20 protein-coding genes and 5 tRNA genes are annotated in these 21,692 nt (G+C 67.0%); 20 read left to right on the top strand and 5 right to left on the bottom strand.

Annotated features, from left to right (window positions below; translation table 11 throughout):
* Window positions 1-19 precede the first annotated feature (19 nt).
* The 3 genes from phoR to BMZ45_RS09500 all read right to left on the bottom strand — a co-directional run bounded on the left by phoR (window position 20) and on the right by BMZ45_RS09500 (window position 3,930).
* Window positions 20-1,369 (bottom strand): phosphate regulon sensor histidine kinase PhoR, encoded by a 1,350-nt coding sequence (gene phoR, locus BMZ45_RS09510; protein WP_091635508.1) that lies wholly within the window; start codon window positions 1,367-1,369, stop codon window positions 20-22.
* An 11-nt stretch (window positions 1,370-1,380) separates the two neighbouring features.
* The gene (phoB, locus tag BMZ45_RS09505) at window positions 1,381-2,088 is read right to left on the bottom strand and encodes a phosphate regulon transcriptional regulator PhoB (protein ID WP_055909545.1); all 708 of its coding nucleotides are present in this window, start codon (window positions 2,086-2,088) and stop codon (window positions 1,381-1,383) included.
* A 198-nt stretch (window positions 2,089-2,286) separates the two neighbouring features.
* Window positions 2,287-3,930: a M48 family metalloprotease gene (locus BMZ45_RS09500; RefSeq protein WP_254776589.1), complete on the bottom strand. Its 1,644-nt coding sequence runs from the start codon at window positions 3,928-3,930 to the stop codon at window positions 2,287-2,289.
* 230 nt (window positions 3,931-4,160) lie between these two features.
* On the opposite strand from BMZ45_RS09500, the gene grxC reads away from it, so the two are divergent.
* The 4 genes from grxC to BMZ45_RS09480 all read left to right on the top strand — a co-directional run bounded on the left by grxC (window position 4,161) and on the right by BMZ45_RS09480 (window position 7,908).
* Window positions 4,161-4,448, top strand: coding sequence for a glutaredoxin 3 (gene grxC / locus BMZ45_RS09495; RefSeq protein WP_254776588.1), 288 nt, complete (start codon window positions 4,161-4,163; stop codon window positions 4,446-4,448).
* A gap of 187 nt (window positions 4,449-4,635) precedes the next feature.
* Entirely contained in the window at window positions 4,636-4,971 is a 336-nt protein-coding gene (locus BMZ45_RS09490; protein WP_175489047.1) for a carboxymuconolactone decarboxylase family protein, read from the top strand.
* A 253-nt stretch (window positions 4,972-5,224) separates the two neighbouring features.
* Window positions 5,225-6,238: an isocitrate dehydrogenase gene (locus BMZ45_RS09485; RefSeq protein WP_056173276.1), complete on the top strand. Its 1,014-nt coding sequence runs from the start codon at window positions 5,225-5,227 to the stop codon at window positions 6,236-6,238.
* A 326-nt stretch (window positions 6,239-6,564) separates the two neighbouring features.
* Window positions 6,565-7,908, top strand: coding sequence for a Na+/H+ antiporter NhaC family protein (locus BMZ45_RS09480; RefSeq protein ID WP_091635497.1), 1,344 nt, complete (start codon window positions 6,565-6,567; stop codon window positions 7,906-7,908).
* Between the two features lie 64 nt (window positions 7,909-7,972).
* Here the strand turns inward: BMZ45_RS09480 and BMZ45_RS09475 are convergent, their stop codons facing one another.
* Window positions 7,973-8,731, bottom strand: coding sequence for a Bax inhibitor-1/YccA family protein (locus tag BMZ45_RS09475; protein ID WP_091635494.1), 759 nt, complete (start codon window positions 8,729-8,731; stop codon window positions 7,973-7,975).
* 155 nt (window positions 8,732-8,886) lie between these two features.
* Between BMZ45_RS09475 and BMZ45_RS09470 the strand changes: the two genes are divergently transcribed.
* From BMZ45_RS09470 to BMZ45_RS09415, 13 genes are all read left to right on the top strand, one after another.
* A tRNA-Pro gene (locus BMZ45_RS09470) sits at window positions 8,887-8,963 on the top strand.
* Between the two features lie 41 nt (window positions 8,964-9,004).
* Window positions 9,005-9,081: transfer RNA gene (locus BMZ45_RS09465), tRNA-Arg, on the top strand.
* A gap of 39 nt (window positions 9,082-9,120) precedes the next feature.
* Window positions 9,121-9,197, top strand: a tRNA-His gene (locus BMZ45_RS09460).
* A 50-nt stretch (window positions 9,198-9,247) separates the two neighbouring features.
* Window positions 9,248-9,323, top strand: a tRNA-Lys gene (locus tag BMZ45_RS09455).
* Window positions 9,324-9,517: 194 nt separating this feature from the next.
* The gene (locus BMZ45_RS09450; protein WP_139215453.1) at window positions 9,518-10,006 is read left to right on the top strand and encodes a hypothetical protein; all 489 of its coding nucleotides are present in this window, start codon (window positions 9,518-9,520) and stop codon (window positions 10,004-10,006) included.
* 604 nt (window positions 10,007-10,610) lie between these two features.
* Complete coding sequence (locus BMZ45_RS09445; RefSeq protein ID WP_139215452.1) at window positions 10,611-11,387, top strand: hypothetical protein; 777 nt, start codon at window positions 10,611-10,613, stop codon at window positions 11,385-11,387.
* A 127-nt stretch (window positions 11,388-11,514) separates the two neighbouring features.
* Window positions 11,515-12,399, top strand: a complete 885-nt coding sequence (locus tag BMZ45_RS09440) for a hypothetical protein (RefSeq protein WP_091635487.1) — start codon at window positions 11,515-11,517, stop codon at window positions 12,397-12,399.
* 123 nt (window positions 12,400-12,522) lie between these two features.
* Window positions 12,523-12,619 (top strand) — tRNA-Ser (locus BMZ45_RS21630).
* Window positions 12,620-12,908: 289 nt separating this feature from the next.
* Window positions 12,909-14,993, top strand: a complete 2,085-nt coding sequence (locus BMZ45_RS09435) for an alkaline phosphatase D family protein (protein ID WP_091635484.1) — start codon at window positions 12,909-12,911, stop codon at window positions 14,991-14,993.
* A 126-nt stretch (window positions 14,994-15,119) separates the two neighbouring features.
* Window positions 15,120-15,635 carry an HIT family protein gene (locus BMZ45_RS09430; RefSeq protein WP_091635480.1) on the top strand — a complete coding sequence of 172 codons (516 nt, stop codon included), beginning with the start codon at window positions 15,120-15,122 and terminating at the stop codon, window positions 15,633-15,635.
* A gap of 175 nt (window positions 15,636-15,810) precedes the next feature.
* Entirely contained in the window at window positions 15,811-16,215 is a 405-nt protein-coding gene (locus tag BMZ45_RS09425; protein ID WP_091635477.1) for a hypothetical protein, read from the top strand.
* Between the two features lie 279 nt (window positions 16,216-16,494).
* Window positions 16,495-17,037: a GNAT family N-acetyltransferase gene (locus BMZ45_RS09420; RefSeq protein WP_217643178.1), complete on the top strand. Its 543-nt coding sequence runs from the start codon at window positions 16,495-16,497 to the stop codon at window positions 17,035-17,037.
* Between the two features lie 205 nt (window positions 17,038-17,242).
* Entirely contained in the window at window positions 17,243-17,860 is a 618-nt protein-coding gene (locus tag BMZ45_RS09415) for a hypothetical protein (protein WP_139215451.1), read from the top strand.
* Window positions 17,861-17,953: 93 nt separating this feature from the next.
* Here the strand turns inward: BMZ45_RS09415 and BMZ45_RS09410 are convergent, their stop codons facing one another.
* Window positions 17,954-18,553 (bottom strand): TetR/AcrR family transcriptional regulator, encoded by a 600-nt coding sequence (locus tag BMZ45_RS09410; protein ID WP_217643177.1) that lies wholly within the window; start codon window positions 18,551-18,553, stop codon window positions 17,954-17,956.
* 140 nt (window positions 18,554-18,693) lie between these two features.
* Between BMZ45_RS09410 and BMZ45_RS09405 the strand changes: the two genes are divergently transcribed.
* Genes BMZ45_RS09405 through BMZ45_RS09395 form a run of 3 tightly spaced genes read left to right on the top strand, consistent with a single transcriptional unit; the run spans window position 18,694 to window position 21,654 of the window.
* Window positions 18,694-19,713, top strand: coding sequence for an SDR family oxidoreductase (locus BMZ45_RS09405; RefSeq protein WP_091635465.1), 1,020 nt, complete (start codon window positions 18,694-18,696; stop codon window positions 19,711-19,713).
* Window positions 19,710-20,408 carry an NAD-dependent epimerase/dehydratase family protein gene (locus BMZ45_RS09400; protein WP_139215450.1) on the top strand — a complete coding sequence of 233 codons (699 nt, stop codon included), beginning with the start codon at window positions 19,710-19,712 and terminating at the stop codon, window positions 20,406-20,408. The genes BMZ45_RS09405 and BMZ45_RS09400 overlap by 4 nt, the downstream gene beginning before the upstream one ends.
* A complete protein-coding gene (locus BMZ45_RS09395) occupies window positions 20,401-21,654 on the top strand; it encodes an MBL fold metallo-hydrolase (RefSeq protein ID WP_091635460.1) in 1,254 nt (417 codons plus the stop codon). Before BMZ45_RS09400 ends, BMZ45_RS09395 begins: the two co-directional genes overlap by 8 nt.
* Window positions 21,655-21,692: the final 38 nt, after the last annotated feature.

Here is a 21,692-nt window from a genome sequence, read left to right as displayed (position 1 = left end):
TGGGGCGCGCTGGGAAAGATCAGGGTAGGGCGTCGGGCAGGGTATCGAGATAGGCGTGGTCGCGGCTGCGTACGCGGTCGATGCCGAAGTGGCAGGCGAAGCTGCTGCCGCGGCCGACTTCGCTGGCGATCTCCAGCCGCGCCTGATGCAGGTTGAGCACGTGCTTGACGATGGACAGGCCCAGACCGGTGCCGCCGCTCTCGCGCGAGCGGCTGGTGGACACGCGGTAGAAGCGTTCGGTGATGCGCGGCAGGTGCGCGGCGGGGATGCCGTAGCCGCTGTCGATCACCTCCAGCACCACCCCGCGCCCCATGCCCTGGTGCTCGGGGCGGAAGCGGATGCGGATCGAACCGCCGGCCGGGGTGTAGCGGATCGCGTTGCTGACCAGGTTGGAGAAGGCGCTGTGCAGTTCCTTGTTGGAACCCCACAGATCGACCCCGGCCAGGTCCTCCATCGCGATCTCGTGGCGGCCCTGGCTCAGCGCCATCGCCTCGCGCTTGAGCGTGGACAGCATCGACGACATCGACACGGTCTCTTCGGCCGGCAGGCTGTCCTGCGACTCCAGCCGCGACAGCATCAGCAGGTCCTCGACCAACTGGGTCATGCGCTGCGACTGGCGCTGCATCTCGGCCAGCATCGGCGCCCAGTCCGGGTGCTCGCTGGGGTCCAGCATGTCCAGATAGCCGTGCACCACGGTCAGCGGCGTGCGCAGCTCGTGCGAGACGTTGGCGACGAAATCGCGGCGCATCTGCTCCAGCTGCAGCAGGCGGCTGACGTCGCGCGCGACCAGCAGCCACAGGTTTTCCGAGTAGGGAATCAGGCGCAGGCTCAGGGTCGCGGCCGGATTCCACGGCGAGGCCGCCTCCAGCGGCTCGGCGTTACGGCCCGCGGCCAGCCAGTGCGCCAGCTGCAGCGGCTGCAGCTTCTGCGACAAAGAGCCGCCGATGTCGCGCGGATAGCGCAGGCCGAGCAGGCCGTTGGCGGCTTCGTTGAACCATTGGATGCGCTGGCTGTTGCGCTCCACCACCACGATCGCGTCGGGCAGCGCGGCGGCGGCGGCGCGGTAGGCGCGCAGCATCTCGATCAGGCGCCGCTTGCGTCCGCGCATCTCGGCCTGGCTGCGGTACAGCAGGCGGTCGAGCTCGTTCCAGATGCCTTCGCCCAGCGGCGGGGTCAGGCGCTGGCGCGCGGTCAGCCGGATCAGCACGCTGCGCAGGCGCCAGTAATGCCAGGCGACCACGCCCAGCGCCGCCAGGGTCACGATCGGCCAGGGCTGGCCGATCAGCAGCCCGGCCACGGCCGCGGCCACCAGGACCAGCAACAGCTGTCCCAGGGTGCGGAACCAGGCGGATCGGGCGCGGGGTGGCATACCCGCCAAGCTTACGCGGCGAGTGAGGCAGAAAAACGATAACCGGCGCCGCGTACCGTCTGGACCATGCCGTCGAGGCGGTGCGGTTCCAGGGTTTTGCGCAGGCGGCGGATATGCACGTCGACCGTGCGCTCTTCGACGTAGACGCTGCCGCCCCAGACGTGGTCGAGCAGCTGGGTGCGCGAATACACGCGCTCCGGATGGGTCATGAAGAAGTGCAGCAGGCGGTACTCGGTGGGTCCGATCTGCACCGCCTGGTCGCCGCCGTCGCCCTGGGCGAACACGCGGTGGGCGGCGCCGTCGATGCGCAGCGGGCCGATGCCGACGCTGCCGTCCTCGTCGTCCTCGCGCGAGCGCCGCAGCACGGCGCGGATGCGCGCCAGCAGTTCGCGCGCCGAGAACGGCTTGACCACGTAGTCGTCGACGCCGGCCTCCAGGCCGCCGACGCGGTCGTTCTCTTCGCCGCGCGCGGTCAGCATGATGATCGGGATCTCGCGGGTCAGCGATTCCTTGCGCCAGCGCCGGGCCAGCTCCAGGCCGCTGGTGCCGGGCAGCATCCAGTCCAGCAGGATCAGGTCGGGGACGCGGTCGGCGATCGCCGCCTGGGCCTCGCGCGCGTCGCCGGCATGGATCGGGTCGTACTCGCCCTTGCGCAGGGCGAAGGACACCATGTCGCGGATGGCGGGTTCGTCTTCGACTATGAGGATGCGCTTCTGCACGCGGTCACCGGGGGAGTGGAGGCGGGTCTGGGTGAGCCCTGGAAAACAGGGCTGCTCGAAACCGCGCCAGTACACTACCGTTTTGTGACGCCCGCGTGACACTGTCGCAAAGCGCTGTTACGCGCTGCGCGAACGGGAACGGGCTGCTCACAATCGCCGCCGGGGTGTCACATGGCCGGCCGGCGCGCGTTTGCGCGGCTAGCGCCGGCGCAGGTCCTCGTCCTTCACGCCCTGGCGCCGCAACTCCAGCACGGTCGGGGTGATCGCGGCGATCCGCGCCTCGATGCGGGCGCGCGCGTAGTAATCCAGCTCCGGGCGCTTCTTGAGCGTGTTCAGCTGGACCAGGGCCTGCTCCGGGCGACCGCCCAGGTAGGCGGCCTCGGCATAGGCCTCGCCGGCGCGGACCGGGTCGCCCGCGATCTCACAGGCGCGTGCGAACGCCTGCTGGAACAGGGCGTCCTCGCCGGCGCTGCCCATCAGCGGGCGCAGCACCGCCTGGGCGCGCTTGCCGGATTCCAGGGTGTTGCGCTCCGACAGGGTGCGCGCGTAGGTCAGGGCGACGGCGCGATTGTTGGGCATCTGCCGCAGCAGGGATTCGAAGCGGGCGTCGGCGGAGGCGACCTTGCCGCTCTGCGCCTCGGCCTCGCTCAGGGCCAGGCTCAGCCACAGGTGGCTGGGGTATTTCTCCAGCAGTTCGGCGAACACCGGCGCCGCCGCGCCGGCCTGGTTGGCGCGCATGCGCGCCACCGCCAGCCCGTAGCGCTGGGCCTCGTCCAGCTTGGCGCCCTTGCCCAGCCGTTCGTATTCGGCGATCGCGTCGCGCGCCGACTCGGCGCTGAGCACGCGCATGCGCTCGCGCGCGAACTCGAACAGGCCGGTGTCGCCGCCCGACAGCGCGTAGCCCTGCAGGCGCAGCGCGCTGGGCAGCAGCGGGTTGTCCAGCCCGCGCGCGTCGCCGGGCAGGCTGTAGCCGTTCTTGGGGATGCGCTCGCTGCGGGTCGCGTTGGGCGTGGTGGTGGTCGCGATCACCGTGCTTTGCGCGATCTGTTCGGCGCGCGCCTTGGCCTCGCTGATGCGGGTGGTGGTGACCGGGTGGGTCAGCAGATAGTCGGGGGTGGGGCCGAAATAGCCGGCCGCGTTGCTGCGCGACTTGGCCTGCATCTTGGCGAAGAAATCGGCCATCGCGGTGGGGTCGTACTGGCTGCGCGACAGGGTCTGGATGCCCAGGCGGTCGGCCTCGGACTCGTTGGAGCGGGTGTAGTCGATCTGGCGCTGCTGCATCAGGCCCATCGCCGACACCATCGCCGCCTGGGCGGCGTCGTCGGCGGAGTTTCCGCCCGCGGCCTGGGCGGCGACGATCGCGCCCAGCATGGCCAACAGGATCGGCAACTGGTCGCGCTGGGCGCGCTCGACCCCGCGCAACACATGCTGCTGGGTGACGTGGGCGATTTCATGCGACAGCACCGCGGCCACTTCGTCCTCGCGCTCGGCCGCCAGCACCAGGCCGACGTTGACGCCGATGTAGCCGCCCAGGGTGGCGAAGGCGTTGATCTGACGCTGGCGCATCACGAAGAAGGTGAAGGGCTGGCGCGGGCGGTCGCTGCTGGCGGCCAGGCGCGTGCCCAGGGTGTCCAGCCAGCTGTTGATCAGCGGGTCTTCCAGCAGGTAGTCGTAGTGGCGCAGCTGGGCCAGCATCATCGCGCCGTACTCGCGCTCCTGGGCCGGGGTCAGCAGTTCGCCCGCGGACGAGCCGATGTCGGGCAGGCTCGATTCCTGGGCCGGCGCGCAGACGCTGGCGACGGCGAGGGTGATGGCGGCGGAAAGCAGGGCGATGCGGCGCAAGCGGGTCTTCCTCGGTCGCGGGGTGGTCGCGGGCGGCAGGTGCACGTTCGCACGGCAGAATGCGGCCCGCCACGTCCGGCGGTGTGAATCATCCATTAATTCACTACCGTCCGCGGGCGCATGGAGGGTAGCGGTGGACGACAGCGTTCCGCAGGCGCGGTTTAATGGCGCACCGTGCGGGCCCATATTCGACCGCAACCAACCCGCCAAGTTTCATCTGGAGAACCGTCTTGAGCGCTACCGACACCGCGCCGCACGCGCAGGCCGAGAAGATCGTGATCTACACCACCGCGATCTGCCCCTATTGCGTCGCCGCGAAGAACTTCCTGAAGAGCAAGGGCGAGTCCTGGACCGAGGTCCGGATCGACCTGGACCCGGCGCAGCGCGAGAAGATGATGAGCCTGACCCGGCGCACCAGCGTGCCGCAGATCTTTATCCGCGGCACCCACGTGGGCGGCTACGACGACATGATCGCCTTGCATCGCGCCGGCGGCCTGGAACCTCTCCTGGCGGGGTGAGCGCGATCAGGCGGCACGGCCGCCTGCGCCCGCGAACGCCCGCCCAGGGATGGACGGGCCGGACGATCCGCAAGCCGGACCATAACGCCATGAACGTCAAGCGCGCCCCATCATCGAAGGAGTTTCCGTGAGCAACGACAGTACCGAAAGCGACCGCGTCGCCGAGTTCACCGCGTTCCGCAAGCGCATGAACGAACGCATCCTGGCCGAGCCCAACCAGGTCGTGCGGCGCTTCTTCGCCCTCGACACCCAGACCTATCAGCCCGGCGCGCTGGACCTGAAGACCAAGGAACTGCTGGGCCTGGTCGCCTCGATGGTGCTGCGCTGCGACGACTGCATCAGCTACCACGTCGCCCAATGCAAGGAAGCCGGGGTCAGCCGCGACGAAATGTTCGAGGCCTTCTCGGTCGGCCTGGTGGTCGGCGGCTCGATCGTGATCCCGCACCTGCGCCGCGCGGTCGATTTCCTCGACCGGCTGGAGCAGGGCGAGGCGGCGGCGCCGGCCGGGCACGATCACGGCTGAGGCCCGTCCATTACCTGGCCTGTGGGAGCGGCGTAAGCCGCGATTGGGCCTCCAGCTTGCGTCGCAACCGGCGGCCTATCGCGGCTTACGCCGCTCCCACAGGGGCGGTGCGCGCCGGATCGGGCCGTCCGCCACCCCGACCATCGTCCAATACGCCGCCGAATGCAGGGTCGGGCCGCTTCCGGCATAATTACGGGGCTCAACCTTGCGCCGCGCCGCTTGCGCCGCGCCCTATCGCTGGAAGAACTCCCTCATGACGCAAACCATTACGGTCATCCGTGGCGACGGCATCGGCCCGGAGATCATGGACGCCACCCTGCACGTGCTCGACGCCATGAACGTCGGCCTGTCCTACGAATTCGCCGATGCCGGCCTGGTCGCCCTGGAGAAGCACGGCGAGTTGCTGCCGGCTTCGACCATGGACTCGATCCGCAAGAACCGCATCGCCCTGAAGAGCCCGCTGACCACGCCGGTCGGCGAGGGCTTCAGCTCGATCAACGTCGAACTGCGCAAGCGCTTCGACCTGTACGCCAACGTGCGTCCGGCCAAGTCGTTCCCGAACACCAAGTCGCGCTTCCCCTCGGGCGTGGACCTGATCACCGTGCGCGAGAACACCGAAGGCGCCTACATCGGCGAAGGCCAGTCGCTGACCGCGGACGGCGAAACCGCCACCCTGGTGCAGAAGATCACCCGCCGCGGCTCCGAGCGCATCGTGCGCTACGCCTTCGACCTGGCCCGCAAGACCGGCCGCAAGAAGGTCACCGTGGTGCACAAGGCCAACATCCTGAAGTCGACCTCGGGCCTGTTCCTGAAGACCGCGCGCGAAGTGGCGCAGCAGTACCCGGACATCCAGTGCAACGAGATGATCGTGGACAACACCTGCATGCAGCTGGTGATGCGTCCGGAGCAGTTCGACATCATCGTCACCACCAACCTGTTCGGCGACATCATTTCCGACCTCTGCGCCGGCCTGGTCGGCGGCCTGGGCCTGGCCCCGGGCGCCAACATCGGCACCGACGCGGCGATCTTCGAGGCCGTGCACGGCACCGCCCCGGACATCGCCGGCCAGGGCAAGGCCAACCCCTGCGCCCTGTTGTTGGGCGCGGCGCAGTTGCTGGACCACATCGGCCAGCCCGAGAAGGCGACCAAGCTGCGCGAGGCCATCATCGCCACCCTCGAAGCCAAGGATTCGCTGACCCCGGACCTGGGCGGCGAGGGCAACACGATGTCCTTCGCCAAGGCGATCGCCAGCCGCGCCATCGCCTGATCCCAGGCCGACGCGGTACCGCCACGGGGCGCCTTCGGGCGCCTCGTTGCGTTTGGGGATCCCGATCGGGCGGCAGGGGCGGGTGGGGTGCGGCGACAGCCGCCGGCGCCGCGCCACGGCGGAGCACGCTGGCCGGCGATGGCCCTGCGCCTCCGGCAACGCGTGCTCGGCCTGCGCAGGTCCGCGTCGGACCGCTGCAGGCGTTGCTAGAAGGTATCCGGCCAGACGGGCGCCCAGACCTGAACCGTGGCCCCCATCCCGGCCCTCGACAGCGCCCATGTTGCACCGCAAAATAGACGGCTAACCTGTTCCATACGGATGAAGCGATGAATGCCCCGGTCCGCCCCAGCGCGCTCGCGCTGACGCCGCTGCTGCTGTTCCTGGCGCTGTTCTTCGGCGCGGGGATCTACTTCACCACCCACGGCGAAGCGATGGGCTTCTATCAGCTGCGCGCGCCGGTCGCGATCCTGCCCGCGCTGGCGCTGGCGGCCTTCATCGCCTGGCGCCGCAAGCTCAAGCCGCTGGACACCCTGCTCGAAGGCATGGGCGACAGCAATGTCGTGCTGATGTGCCTGATCTTCCTGCTCGCCGGCGGCTTCGTCGAAGTGTCCAAGGCGATCGGCGCCGTCGACGCGATCGTCTCGTTGGGCATCGGCCACGTGCATCCGGCGCTGCTGCTGCCCAGCCTGTTCCTGGTCGCGGGTTTCATCTCGCTGTCGTTGGGTACCTCGATGGGCACCATCGCCGCGGTCGCGCCGATCGCGCTGGGCGTGTCCGACGCCTCCGGCCTGGATCGCGCGCTGGTGCTGGGCGCGGTGATCGGCGGCGCCACCTTCGGCGACAACCTGTCGGTGATCTCCGACACCGCCATCGTCGCCACCCGCACCCAGGGCTGCACCATGCGCGAGAAGTTCCGCGAGAACTTCAAGCTGGCCCTGCCGGCCGCGCTGGCCACCCTGGTCGTGCTCGGTTTCGTCGGCGAAACCGCGCCGGTGGCGCCGCTGGAGCCGGTCTCGGCCTGGCTGATCCTGCCCTACCTGATCGTGCTCGGCATGGCCCTGGCCGGCGTCGACGTGATCGTGGTGCTGAGCGTGGGCCTGCTGGTGGCCGGCGGCTTCGGCTTCGTCATGACCGAGGACTTCGGCCTGGCCGCCTACGCCGGACACATCTGGGACGGCTTCGAGAGCATGGTCGAGATCACCCTGCTGTCGCTGCTGGTCGGCGGCCTGGGCGCGCTGATGAAGGCCACCGGCGGCCTGGCCTGGCTGGCGCAGGTGATCGGCAAGTTCGCGCGCGGGCACAAGAGCCGGCGCGCGGGCGAGGTCAGCATCGCCGCGCTGTCGGCCACCACCGACGTGTTCACCGCCAACAACACCGTCGCGATCCTGATCAGCGGCGGCCTGGCGCGCGACATCGCCCAACAGCACGGCGTGCCGCCGGCGCGCGCGGCCAGCGTGCTCGACATCTTCGCCTGCGTGACCCAGGGCATCCTGCCGTACGGCGCGCAGATCCTGCTGGCCGCCTCGCTGGGCGCGGTCTCGCCGCTGGCCCTGGCCGGCAGCGTGCACTACAGCTGGCTGCTGGGCGGTATCACCATCCTGGCCATGCTGTGGTCCTCGCGTAAGCGCGCGCCGCAACCCTTGCCGCAGGCCGCCGAAGAGCGCGGCTGAGGGCAGGGCGGAGGCGAAAAAAAGGGGCGCGATCGCGCCCCTTTTTCGTTTCCCGAGGCGTCGCTCAGTTGCGCGACTGCAGCTTCGACAGCAGACGCAGGAACTCGATGTACAGCCACACCAGGGTGACCATCAGGGCGAACGCGGCGTACCACTCCATGTACTTGGGCGCGCGCTGCTCGACGCCGGTTTCGATGAAGTCGAAGTCCAGCACCAGGTTCAGCGCCGCCACCACCACCACGAACAGGCTGAAGCCGATGCCGATCAGGCCGGACTCGTGGATGTAGGGCATTTCCTTGCCGAACAGGCGCATGCCGAAGCTGACCAGGTAAAGCACGAAGATGCCGCCGGTGGCCGCGGCCACGCCCAGCTTGAAGTTCTCGGTGGCCTTGATCAGGCCCGAGCGGTAGGCGAACAACAGGGCGAACAGGGTGCCGAAGGTCAGCATCACCGCCTGCATCACGATGCCCGGATAGCGCGCCTCGAACACCGAGGAGATCGCGCCCAGGAACAGGCCCTCGACCAGCGCGTAGGCCGGCGCGGTCACCGGCGCCCAGGTCTTCTTGAAGATCGTCACCATCGCCAGGGCGAAGCCGCCCAGGCCGCCGATCAGCATGAACGGCATCAGGCCGGTCGCGCCCTCGGGGGTGATGGTGATCTGGCTCCAGGCGTAGGCGGCGGTCAGCACCGTCAGCAGCAGCAACAGGCCGGTCTTGTTGACCGTGCCGTTCAAGCTCATGGCCTGGCTGTCGCCCTGAACCACCGAGCCCGTGGCCAGGTCGAGGAAGGTGGATTCCTTGAGTGCCGGATTGCCGCTGCGCATATTGGTCGCCCCTGTAGTCCCGAATGAACGGTTGTTCACGATGGCGGGAGCATACACGCAGGCCGCTTTCGCCGATGCCTCGTTGACAGCGGCGATGGCGCCGCCCAAACTAGTCGGCCTTTCGCGGCGTTGGCGCGCAACGAGAGTCCCGGCTTCGGGGTATAGCTCAGCCTGGTAGAGCGCCAGCTTTGGGAGCTGGATGTCGTGGGTTCGAATCCCTCTGCCCCGACCATCCGCTACCGGGCTGGGGCGTCAGTTAAGATGTTTGGACTGGCGCCCGTAGCTCAACTGGATAGAGCACCGGCCTTCTAAGCCGGTGGTTGTGGGTTCGATTCCCGCCGGGCGCGCCAAATTCGCAACCGATTTACGCTGTATGTCTACGTTTTACGGTGGCTGTAGCTCAGCTGGTTAGAGTACTGGATTGTGATTCCAGATGTCGGGGGTTCGAGTCCCCTCAGCCACCCCATTGTTGTAAGGACCGAAAAGCTTCTGCTACAATTTCGCTCCTGATGTATCGGGCCGTTAGCTCAGTTGGTAGAGCAGTTGACTCTTAATCAATAGGTCCAAGGTTCGAATCCTTGACGGCCCACCAAATCGAAGAAGCACTTGGACGCGAGTCCAGGTGCTTTTTTCTTTTCAGGGCTAGGCGCCGAGAATTCCGGCTCGGTGGATCGCTCGCCGGCGCCGCGCATCCGGTTGTCGCCCCGGCAGCGCGTCCGCTCCGTCTCGTGCGTGGCCTTGCTACAGTGGCTGCGTCGCAGGGACGCCACTGGCGCGGGGAAGGGCATGAAAGGGCTCACGGGATTCGTTCTGGTCGCCACGCTCTACGCCTGCGCGCTGGCGCGGGCCGATGAAACGCCGCCGCTGCGGCCGCCTTTGCCCTGGCACGTGAACGCCTACATCGGCTTCGAACGCGCCGCGGAGTTCGATCAGGCGGGCATGCCCGAGCGCTGGTACTACCAGAACGCGCTCCAGATCGAAGGTGCGCGCGTGAAGTTGCATAAGCAGACGGTGGTCTGCAAAGCAGGCCGTCTTTACTCTTCCGAGGGCGACGGTGGTGCGATGTCTTACGAGGGAGAGATGCTGGGCTCGCTCGAAGAGGGCCGGGCTGTCCTGCGTTACGCCGGATGCGACCAATGCATTCCTCCGGCGACAGCGCCGGAACCGCTCAATTTGCCAATTCGTCGGGTGTCGCCGAGCGTGATCCTGCTAGGGTCGGTCTCGTACAGCCGCGAGGCCGAGCCGTATCCGAAGCATTGCCCGTCCGGCGTCTAGGTATGCAGCGCGGGCCGGTCGATCGTCCGGATCGCAAGGTTTGCACGGCAGGCCCTAGCGACGCAGCCGCGGTGCTAGTCGCCTCATAGGCTTAGACCACAACATCGTGCTCTGCTTTCCTTATCCCCTGGAGATTCGCGCCTTCAGTCGTCGCATCCACTCGGGAGCACTTTGCGAATTCTCCGGCCATGCGGACACTGTCGTTCGATACGAATTTATCTTGGCCAGTTCTTGCTGCCAGGGCTGCTGCGTCAGGATGATCCGCCATGAATTAGTAGTCTGACCCCTGTTCTGTTGGCCAGGTGATGATCGGATGCTCGTCGTCCAGGCGCTTGCTAGCACGGACCAGTATGACCTCCAGGTACTCGTGAGTCTGGAGCCCGACCTCCGCGCCCTCAGCGTCGGCTGCGGCCTGGATCTCCTCGGCGATGCCTGTGTAGGCCGGCAGAAGTCGGTGTCGCCAGGGTAGGCTTCGATCAAATGCGGCAATTGGGCTCGTAATGCAGCCAGGCGCTCATAGACGGAGCGGGTATCCATAGGACACGGGTGGCAATCGATGTCGCAACAGCTGCGACAGGAGTTGGAGCCTACATGGGGGTAAGAAATGGCAGTGCCGGAAGAAATTCACAAGATTATTCGAGACAGTGGGAACAACTTCCACGCAAAGGTTGCACGATGGCTAGTTGAAGACGGTTGGCACATTCGTGTTAGTCCCTATTACATGGACCAAACGCAGAACAAGGCGCGCGAGATTGATTTGGTGGCCGAGAAGGCTTTTGAGATCCAATCCAACCCCGGTCAGCGATTCAGCGAGTTGGTGGTGCGTCTTTTCGTGGAGTGCAAATTTATTCAGGGACACTCCGTTTTCTGGTTGTCGGATAAGGACGAAGAGGCGGCAGAACGCCTCGTTTGTCATCAAGGCGGCGGTTTTCGGCCGTACAACTCATACACGAAGAGGCACCATTACCTTTCTGAGGCCAAGAAAGTTGCCAAACTATTTGCGACGACAAAGTCGCCAGAGCAGGATCCTTTCTACAAGGCACTCAATCAGGTCTTGAACGCCCAGGTTTCGATGAAGGGGCAGCAGCTTGCTGTTATCGATGGAAGCACCAGCACCGTTGGTGGGGTCCTCAATTATCCGGTGATTGTCTGCAGCACCTTTGATGGCGTGTACGCCACTGACTTCCTGAGTCATGCGGAGCCCACTCCGCTCCAGGAGAACTTCCAGTTGGAGGTCCAGTACGCCTATGCCAACAGCGCAGGGAGCGTGCGCGACGAATATTTCCTGATCGACATCGTGGAGTTCGCGCAGCTACAGAGCTTTTCCGAGGCTCTAGACAGAGACGCAAAGAGTGCATGCATGTTGCTGTCGCGGGGCTGAGTTTGCCGGGGGAAATGCGTCTGCAACTGCTTACGGTGAAAGGCTGGGCGTCGACCATGCGTGTGCGAATTACGGGTGTGGCAAGATCGTTGCGCTGGCTGCGGCGCGACTTGCAAGGGGAGGGCGAATGCGACAACACATTGCAGCGTGGAAGGCCGCGTTTGAGGGGGACGATCAGGCAGTGCTTCCGTTGTTGGTTGCGCTGGCGTCGCATCACGCTGCATTCAGCGCAATTGTAGAGTTAGTGCGTGTAGCTCCGGAAGACGATGCGGGGCGGAAGAAGCTCAACGTGCTCGTGCTAGATCTCGTCGCGACTGGGTATTGGACATCGGCGTTCTTGACGATTCGCCGCCTCTTAGACAAATACGAGCTCGATGGGCGACGGGGGGTAAATTCCCTCCGCGCGATCGTCAAAGATGTCAGAAAGTGCCGCGAGCGCTTAACTAGACGCGTGTTCGTCGAGGATATCGCCGGGATCGGTTACGACTACGTCAGCATGAAGGCGCGGTATGAGGAGTACGCTCGCAGACAGTCCGGACCGTTCTGGGTGCCCTTGGAATTGCGATATGAGGATTCCGTGAGGCGGCACGTCGAGTTCGATTGGTTGAGTGGTACATCGTCGGCCGCTCGCTCGGCCGATGATCTAATTTCCGAATCGGTCTTTGACCGTTTGGAGACCCGCCTCGCGCAGTTGGACCGGGTTGCGGAACATGCAACGCTTCGCCATGTCCATGCGGCAACGGAGGCCAGCAGAGCAGGCCGTGTGCTTGAAAATTGGGGGCTCAACGACGCCTTCGATGCTCTGAAGCTGCTGGTCCAGACTGCTGACCTTGTCGGGCGTTGGTTTTGTTATTCGGGTACCGGCAACGTCCTGCCACATCCAAATTTCGACCAGTTCGAATTCCTTGATCTGCCGATGTTCGTGGGAGATCGGGCGGTCCTGGAGCGTTGTTGGGAAACTTTCGCAGAGGAATGCGCTCGTTGGCCCTACATCGAGAACGACGAGCTTTAGTTCCCGAAGTCTGTGAGTCGGGGCCGTCGGTTCGTGCCTATTTCCTAGGCCGTCGCCCGCGGAAAACCGCGGGAAAATGGGACTTCCGATCCTTGTAGAACGCGCCTCTAAATGGCGAGTGCCGGGAAAATGAGCTAACTTAAGATATTGATCCTAAAGAAAAATTCAAGAGACTCTTAATCAAATTAGGTCCAAGGTTCGAATCCTTGACGGCCCACCAATTCGGAAAGCCCTGGCTGAAACGCCGGGGCTTTGTCTTTTCCGCTGCGCGAGAAACGAGACCGGGTGCGCTCGGCCTGTAGGGCGTTTGCTGCCATCGCAGTGCGGCGACCGCCGGTACAAGCGGTCGCATGCGGCCTGCCGGATGCAAGCGCCCGCATGCCGCGGAAGCCGACTCGCATCGCCTCTCGAGGGGGGCAGGCGCGCGCCGCGGTACTTCCGGCACGCTCACCTGCGCAGGTTGCGGGTCTAGCGTTGCGCCGACTCGACACCGCAAACGGTGGGCCGACATGCCGACACTCAGCCGTCGCAAGTTTCTGAAGCTCGCCGCCGCGTTGGGCGCGACCCTGGCCTGGGGCTGCGCGACGGTGCGTCCTTCCTCCAGCGGCTGGCGCGAGCGTCGCGACCTGTTTCCGCAAGGCGTCGCCTCGGGCGATCCCGATCACCACAGCGTCCTGCTGTGGACGCGGCGGCCCTATGCCGATGGCCGCGAGCGCGCCACCCTGCGGGTCGAAGTGGCGGAGGACCCGGCGTTCACGCGCGTGATCGCGACCGCGACGGCACCGGTGCTGGCCCAGGCCGACTGGACCTGTCGCGTGCTGGTCGGCGACCTGCCGCCGGCCGGCGAGTACTGGTACCGCTTCGTCGACGAGGACGGCAACGGCAGCCGGATCGGCCGGACGCTGACGGCGCCCGCGCCCGACGATGCGCGCCCGGCGCGCTTTGCCTTCGTCAGTTGCCAGACCATCTGCGAGGGGGCCCAGAACGCTTATCGGCGGATGATCTGGGAAGACGAGCGCGCCGCGCCCGCGGACCGGCTCGGCTTCGTGCTGCACCTGGGCGATTTCGTCTACGAAGTCGTGCAGTACCCGGACCAGGTCAAGAACGGCCACCGCTACGACCGTCTCATCAAGTTTCCGATCACGTTTCCCAAGGGCAAGACGGTCGCCAGGAACCGCTTCTGGGTGCCGGACTCGCTGCAGGACTATCGCGTCCTCTACCACGCCTACCTGCAGGACCCCGACATCCAGGATGCGCGTGCGCGCTGGCCGTTCGTGGCGATATGGGATAACCACGAATTCTCCTGGCAGGGCTGGCAGTCGATCCAGGAATTCCCTGGCGGCGAGGGCTGGGTGCCCGCGCAGACGCTCAAGGTCGCGGCTAACCAGGCCTGGTTCGAATATCAGCCGGCGCGCGTGTTAGCGCCGGGCGCCGCGCTGGAGGCCTTCGATGCGCCGAATGTCGTCGACACGCTGGTCCATGATTTCGACGATGACGGGCTGGGCACCGAAGCCAACAACCTGGCCGCGATCAACAGCCTGATCGCGTATCGCGGCTTGCGCTGGGGCCGGCACATCGACCTGCTGGTGACCGACCAGCGCAGCTTCCGCTCGCGCGATCCGGGCAATCACGACGAAATCAATCCGCTGTTCGAAGACGACACGCTGGGCTTCGTGCCCGAGGAGCTGATGCGGCAACTCGACGGCGGCCGCGACTACGCCGACGGCCATCCGCCGGCGAAGCTGTCGTTCGGCGCCAAGAGCGTGGCCAATTACCGCGTGGGCGAAGCCGCGCAGACGATGTTGGGGGCGAAGCAGAAGGCCTGGTTCCTGGCGCGCCTGCGCGGCGCGACGGCGACCTGGAAGATCTGGGGCAATTCGCTGGGAACCCCCGACTGGCGCGTCGATCCGCAGAACCTGCCGGCCGCGCTGGGCAAGTATCCCGAGGGTGCGGGCTTTGCCCTCATGGCCACCGGCGACTGGGGTTGCGCCTACCACGAACGCGCCGAGATCTTCGACGCGGTGCGCGATGCCGGCATCACCGGTTTCGCCATCGTGTCCGGCGATCGCCACAGCTTCTGGGCGGGCTACGCGGCCAAGGCCTTGCCGCCTGCGGCGTTCGAACCGGTGGGGGTGACCTTCGTGACCGGCTCGATCTCCGCCCCGGGCATGGCCGAAGCCAACGAGCACAACCAGAAAAAGGAAAATCCGCTGCGCCCGCTGTACATCGCCAACCCGGGCGACGGGGCGCCGCAGCCCACCGTCAACCTGCTGTTGCAGCACGGCGTGCGTTCGGCGCTGGAGTTCGCCAGCAGCGGCGACCTGCGCAAGGCGCATGCGGCGAGCAATCCCGACCTGGCGCCGCATCTGTCCTTCGTCGACATGGGCGGACACGGCTACACCACCGTGCGGGTCGATGCCGGCACGATGGCGACCGACTTCGTCTGCATCCCCAGGCCCCTTGAGCGCAGCCCCGGCGCGGACGGCGGGCCCTTGCGGTATCGCGTCCGCCACGAGGTGTCGCTGTGGCGGCCGGGCGAACGTCCGCGGATGCGGCAGACGATATTGGAGGGCGATCCCGGACTGGCGGTGTGAGGCGCGCCGTTGCGCTGATGCCTGCGCAGGCGACGGACTGGGCCCGTCTCAAAGACAGCTTGCTAGCCGCAACGCGGCACTACAATCGTTCCTGCATCGATCCGCCGACTGGATGGGAGTAGGAAATTGATCGAACTACCGATCAGAGACCCTTGCGACCTGTGCGAGGGGATGGCGGGGCGCGAAGAACGATGGGCGGTCGTGGATGAGGGCGAACATACGCTCACCGTGATCAATCCCTGGCAGTTCGAGGTCGGCCAGTGTTGCGTCATTACACGCAGGCACGTCGCGACGCTGCTGGATCTTTCCGACCCGGAATGCGGCGCGGTCATGGCCGCGGCCAAGCGAGTCGCGGAGGCGTTGGTCAGGGCGTATCGGCCGCTCGGAATACTCACGTTTCAAAACAACGGGGTCTTCAGCGGGCAGGAGACGCCGCACTTCCATTTCCACGTCGTGCCGCGGCAGCGCGGCAGCGATTGGGGCATAGGCCCGCCTCAACTCGCTACCTTCGATGGCGCCGGACGTCAGAAGGGGACGCTGCACGATCCCGGCGAAGATGCGCAGCGCCGGGAGCGGGTCCGCGTTTCTGCCGCCCAGCTGCTTGCGACCGCGAAGCTGATTAGTTCGAATTTGCCGGAGTAGCTGGGCTTGCGGTTGAGGATCCGCTTCTTCTGGCCGATAGTGGCCTTGGGGGCGGGGCCATGAGCGGTGCCGATACCGAGGCGCTCCGGTCCTAGGGGGCATTGCTTAAGAACGCGGAAGCGGCGTGATTCGGCAGCGCGATAGTCAGACAGAAGGACAGGAGTTCGGAATTCGAATGGAACACCCTCCGCAGGAGCCGGTGCCGCAGGTCAGCCTGGACACGGCCGTTACGCTGTCTTTCGACTACCTCAAGCACCTGGGCACGATCGCCATGACCGCTGCCGCCGGCCTGATCGCTTTGGTCCAGTTCGTCGACGGCGACAAGAAATTCTTCATCAAGATCATGGTCGCGGCCGCGCTCATGTTCCTGTCGGCCCTAATGGCCTTCTTCGTGCAGTTCTCGCTGATGGATCGGATCAGGCAGGGGCATGAGCTGTTGCGTACGCGCGAACGGGTCGGCTATTCCCAGAAAGGCGCGAAGCGGATCGAGGGGATCTTCGAGGGCGCGGCGCTGTGGCTGCTGTCCATCAGCATGGGCATCGCGTTCCACGCACTGATCAGTGCCGGCATGCCGGCCTGACAGCGTGACGTGGCCGAAGTCGCCGCGCGGCTTGGCGGCTCCATGGCTGCCGTCTTAGGCCTTGAGACGGTCCGATGCTCTAGTTGCGGACTTGCAAGCGTAAGCGGCCAATGCGTCCGCGCTACACAGCCCTTCGCGAAGCATGCATCGTGCGGGCGCCACCTACGATCGGTTACCCCCTTGTCCCTTATCGACCCCGAACTCGTTTTCGCCTGGCAGACAGCGCATTCCATCGCCCGAGGGGCCCCGGCCCCGGTGCGCGATCGCGGGGGCTATCGGGTGGATACCCACTCGGAAAAGGAAACCCGGCGCTGGGTATTCCCGCAGTTGTGCGATGGTCTGCGGGAACTCGCGCACGAACTTACGGCGCCGCGCCATTACTTGAAGCTGTGCGGCACCGACGAAGCGCTGCGCAGCGCGCTGCCGGCACGCTGGGAGCTGCAGCCGGCGAACTATTTCATGACGGCGGTGGCCGTCGGCCCAGATCCCAAACCCCTGCCGGATGGCTACCGGATGGAACTCCATCGCACCGGCCCGGTCACCCGCGCCTGCGTCCTGGCGCCGGATGGCGGCCTGGCCGCCAGCGGCTGCGCGGCGGAGACCGCGGAGGTCTTCATCTACGATCGGATCGAAACCGACCCGGATCACCGGCGCAAAGGATTGGGCATCGCGGTCATGAGCGCGCTGGGCGCCGCGCGAACATCCCTTGCGAACCGGCCCCTGCTGGTGGCCACGGCGGACGGCCGCGGCCTCTACGCCAATCTGGGCTGGACGGTGTTGGCGCCCTTCGCCGCGGCGACCATTCCGGAAACTGAGCGCTAGCCTGGGCGGTCCGGCCTGGCGGCGTTTGGCCATCCAGGGCGGCCGAGCCGGAGGCGCTAGGCCGCCACAACGGACAAGGCGTCTACCCATACGAGGCATGCGAAGTCTGGCGCCCTGTGGCGGGCGGTGCGGTCGCGCGCCGAACCGGTGCCTAGCGCTCGCGTAGCCGTCCTAGAATGCCGCTACGACGGACAAGGAAGGTGTCATGCCTAAGCTGCAAGGAATCGCGGCCGTTGCCGCACTGGTCATGGGGTTCAGCGGCGTCGCGGGCGCCATCGATAGCCGCGGGGCGGTGCGCGCGGCCAATATCTCGGCGGAGGCCCAGGCGGGCGACGACATCCAGTTCGACTATGCGGCGCGCCACGTCCAGATCGCGGACTTCGATCGCAACGGCGTGGACGAGGTCGTTTATCTGCAGACGGCGACCTGCCTCGGTGCGAACTTCGACTGCGAGAACGACATTATCGTAATGACGCCGATGCGAAAGGACGATTCGTTCTGGCGTCCCAGTTCGCTCGATAACGACTACATGGCGGATCTGAAGCGACGTGGCCGCCAGAGCGGATACGCATGGAATGCGTCCTTGCACGTGCCCGGCGAGGTGCGTGCCTTGGCGATCGTCGGCGACCGCATCCACGTCACCTTCGATGTCCTCCGCGATTCGCCGATCTGCAAGCGCTCGATAGAACGTGCAGCCAGCAATCCCTGCCCGGAACCGGGCCGCTACCGCTGGACGCTGTCGTGGCATCCGGGCCAGGTCTCGAAAACGAGCGAGGCCGTGATCGGCCGCGACGCGAAAGCCACGACCGCCAGCACCCGATAAGCGCGGCGCTTCTTCTTCCCGGCCCATCCGCGGGCGTCGGTTGGGCGGCCGCGCGGGAGCGCACGCGGTCCGCGGGCACAGCGCCGACCGCGGTTACTTGCCCGGCGTCTGGTCGGGCTCGATCAGGCAGTCGAACACGCGCGCAAGCAGGTCGGTCAGTTCGCTTTCCTTGGCGTTGGCCAGGGCCGACAGCCCCATCATCTGGCGCATCACCTGGAAGCCGGAAATCACCGACAGCAGCAGGGCCGCGCGTTCGCCGGTCAGTTCGCCGCGCAATGCGCGGGTCACGGTCTGCCAATGGTGTTCTTCGACCTTCTCGCGGCCGATGCGCGCCGCATCCGGGCTGGAGGCGGAGTGGAACGAAATCAGGAAGCCGTCCAGCGGCACCGCATCGGCGCGGGTCATTTTCACCAGTGCGCTGGCCAGGGCGTGGCCGGGGTTGGGCGCATCCATGATGCCGCTGGCGATCAGGCTGCCCTGGGTCATGGTCTGTTCGGTCACTTCGGCGAACAACTGCTGTTTGGAGCCGAAGTAGCGGTTGACCAGCATGGCGGTGACTCCGGCGCCCGCGGCGATTTCGCGTACGCCGGCGCCGTCGTAGCCCGAGGTGGCGAAGGCGCGGCGCGCCGAGGCCAGGATCGCGGCGCGGGTGGCGGCGGCGTCGCGGCGGCGGACGGGGGCCGTTTCAGGCACGGGTGCGGGCTGGGGGCGGGGCGTTTTCATGGCTTGAGTCTACATGTGTAGACAAGTCGCCACAAGCGATGTATACATTTGTAGACATCGCCCGTTCGGGAGGCCGGAGCGGATCCGGCAGGACGGGGTGGAGCGCTTACGTGAACGAAACCGTCCTGGTCACCGGCGGCACCGGCTTCGTCGCCGGCTGGTGCATCGTCGAACTGCTGCAGCGCGGCTACCGCGTGCGCGCCACCGTGCGCAGCCCAGCCAAGGAAGCGGCGGTGCGCGCCGCCGTCCGCCGACAGGTCGATCCCGGCGACCGGCTCGCATTCGCCATCGCCGATCTGACCCGCGACGAAGGCTGGGACGCGGCCGCCGCCGGTTGCGACTACGTGCTGCACGTCGCTTCGCCGATGACGACGGCGTCCTCGAACGATCCGCAGGCGCTGATCGCGCCGGCGCGAGAAGGCACTCTGCGCGTGCTCGGCGCCGCGCGCGCGGCCGGGGTGAGGCGGGTGGTGATGACCTCGTCCTGCGCCGCGGTCAATCAGGGGCTGCAGAGCGGCGACACCGACAACGACGAGACCGTGTGGGCCAGCGAACAGGACCCGGACCTCAACGCGTATCGGCTGTCGAAAATCCTGGCCGAGCGTGCGGCCTGGGATTACATGGCCACGCACGCGGGCGCGACCGAGCTGACCACGGTGCTGCCCAGCGCGATTTTCGGCCCGGTGCTGACCGCCGAGAACCTGGGCTCGGTCGCGCTGATCCAGCGCCAGCTGCAGGGCAGGATGCCGGGCATCCCCAATGTCGGCTTCTGCGTGGTCGACGTGCGCGACCTGGCCCGGGTGCATGTCGATGCGATGACCGCGCCGCAGGCCGCCGGGCAGCGCTTCATCGCCGCCGGCGAATTCCTGTGGATGCGCGAGATCGCGCAGACCCTGCGCGCGCGCCTGGGCGAGCGCGCCGCGAAGGTGCCCACGCGCCGTCTGCCGAACTGGCTGGTCAGAATCGGCGCGAACTTCGTCCCCGAGATGAGGCAGCTGCTGCCGATGCTGGGCCGCCGCCACATCTACCGTTCGGACAAGGCGCAGCGCGTGCTCGGCTACCGGCCGCGGCCGGCGCGCGACACCGTCGTGGATTGCGCGCAAAGCCTGCTGGCGGCGGAGGCGGTATGAGATTGATCCTGACCGGCGCCACCGGCTTCGTGGGCAGCGAGGTGCTGCGGCAGGCGTTGGCCGATCCCGCCATCGAACGGGTGGTGGTGCTGACGCGGCGCACGCTCGGCCGCGCGCATCCGAAACTGATCGAGGCGGTGCTCAGCGATTTCACCGACTATCAGACGATCCCCGTCGATCTGTTGCGCGCCGACGCCTGCATCTGGTGCCTGGGCGTTTCGCAGACCCAGGTGCCGCAGGCGCAGTATGTGCGGATCACCCTGGACTACGCGCTGGCCGCGGCCAAGGCGATGCGGGGCGTCGATCCGCGCATCCGGTTCTGCTTCGTCAGCGGGCGCAGCGCCGATCCGGACGAACGCGCCTCCGCGCTGTACGCGCGCATCAAGGGCCGCACCGAACGCAAGCTGGGCGAACTGGGCGGCGAGATCTACCGTTTCCGGCCGGGCTACATCCGGCCGACCGCGCGCAGCGTGGCGCGCAAGGATCCGGGCCGGTGGTTCGCGCCGATCGGCGCTCTGGTGTCGTTGTTCAGCCAGGACTACAGCGTCGACTGCGACCGCTTGGCGCAATGCTTGCTCGACGTGGCCAAGCATGGCGCCGCGCAGGACTTGTTCGATAACCGCACGATCCGAGGTTGGACGGCGCAGGCCGCGACCGACGCCAACGCCGGGTCGGGAGGTGCGTCCAATGGCTAGGACCACCGCGCAGGGCGCGTCCGCCGCGCGCGGCCGACGTCGCTGGCTGAAGTGGGGCGCATGGCTGGGCGTGGGCGCGGGCGGTCTGCTGTTGGCCCTGCTGGCCGCCGCGCTGATCAGCGGCTGCGCCTCGTTCGGCGCCAAGCCCGCAGGCGCGCGCCTGATCCGCGCGCAGGCGTCGGCGCAATGGGACGGAACGCAGTTCCGCAATCCGCAGCCGCTGTGGGCCGATACCGACGGCGCGTGGCGACGTCTGCTGTTCGGTCCGGCCACGCCCGCCGCGCAGCCCGACGGCGCCGTCGCCGTCGTTCGTCCCTCGGCCGCCGAACTGGCGCGGCCGCCGGCGTCGGGCTTGCGCATCACCTGGTTCGGCCATGCCTCCGCGCTGATCCAGATCGACGGCGGCAACGTGTTGATCGATCCGGTGTGGAGCGACCGCATCTCGCCGCTGAGCTGGGCCGGCCCGCAGCCGTGGTTCCGTCCGCCTGTGGCTTTGGAGCAGTTGCCGGACATCGACGCGGTGCTGATCTCGCACGACCACTACGATCATCTGGATCGCGCCACCGTCCAGGCCATGCGGGGCTGGCGCACGATATTCGTGGTGCCGCTGGGCGTCGGCGCGCATCTGGCGCGCTGGGGCATCCCCGAACATCGCATCGTCGAACTGGATTGGTGGCAGTCGGCGCGCGTGCGCGGATTGGAGCTGACCGCGACGCCGGCGCGCCACAAGTCCGGTCGGTTCCTGGGCCAGTCCAATCAGACCTTGTGGGCGGGCTATGCGATCGCGGGCGCGCGCCATCGCGTCTGGTACTCCGGCGACACCGGCTTCCACGATCAGCTGGCGTTGATCGGCGAGCGCCTCGGCCCCTTCGACGCGACCCTGATCGAGGCCGGGCAGTACGACACGCACTGGCCGGACACCCACCTGGGGCCGGAGCTGGCGGTGGAGGCGCATCGGCTGGTCCGCGGCAAGGCGCTGATTCCGGTGCATTGGGCGCTGATCCAGCAAGCCAATCACGCCTGGACCGAACCGGTGGAGCGGGTCCTGGCCGCCGCACGCTGCGGCGACATCCAGGTGCTGACGCCTCGCCCTGGGCAGATGCTGGAACCCGGACGCAGCGCGGCCATCGCGCCGTGGTGGCCGCGCGTGGCCTGGCATAGCGCCGCCGAGCGGCCGCTGATGACGACGCGTTCGGGCGATCCGAGCGAGCGCGTGCGGATCGAGGCCTGTGCGGGCCGCGCCTAGGTGCGTGCGGCAGGCGCGCGGCGACGCCGCCATCCTTT

Origin of the sequence: Lysobacter sp. cf310, from assembly GCF_900114355.1 — a bacterium.
Taxonomy (GTDB): domain Bacteria; phylum Pseudomonadota; class Gammaproteobacteria; order Xanthomonadales; family Xanthomonadaceae; genus Lysobacter.
Note: the sequence above shows the minus strand (reverse complement) of the source record. Positions and strands in the feature narration are given on the sequence as shown.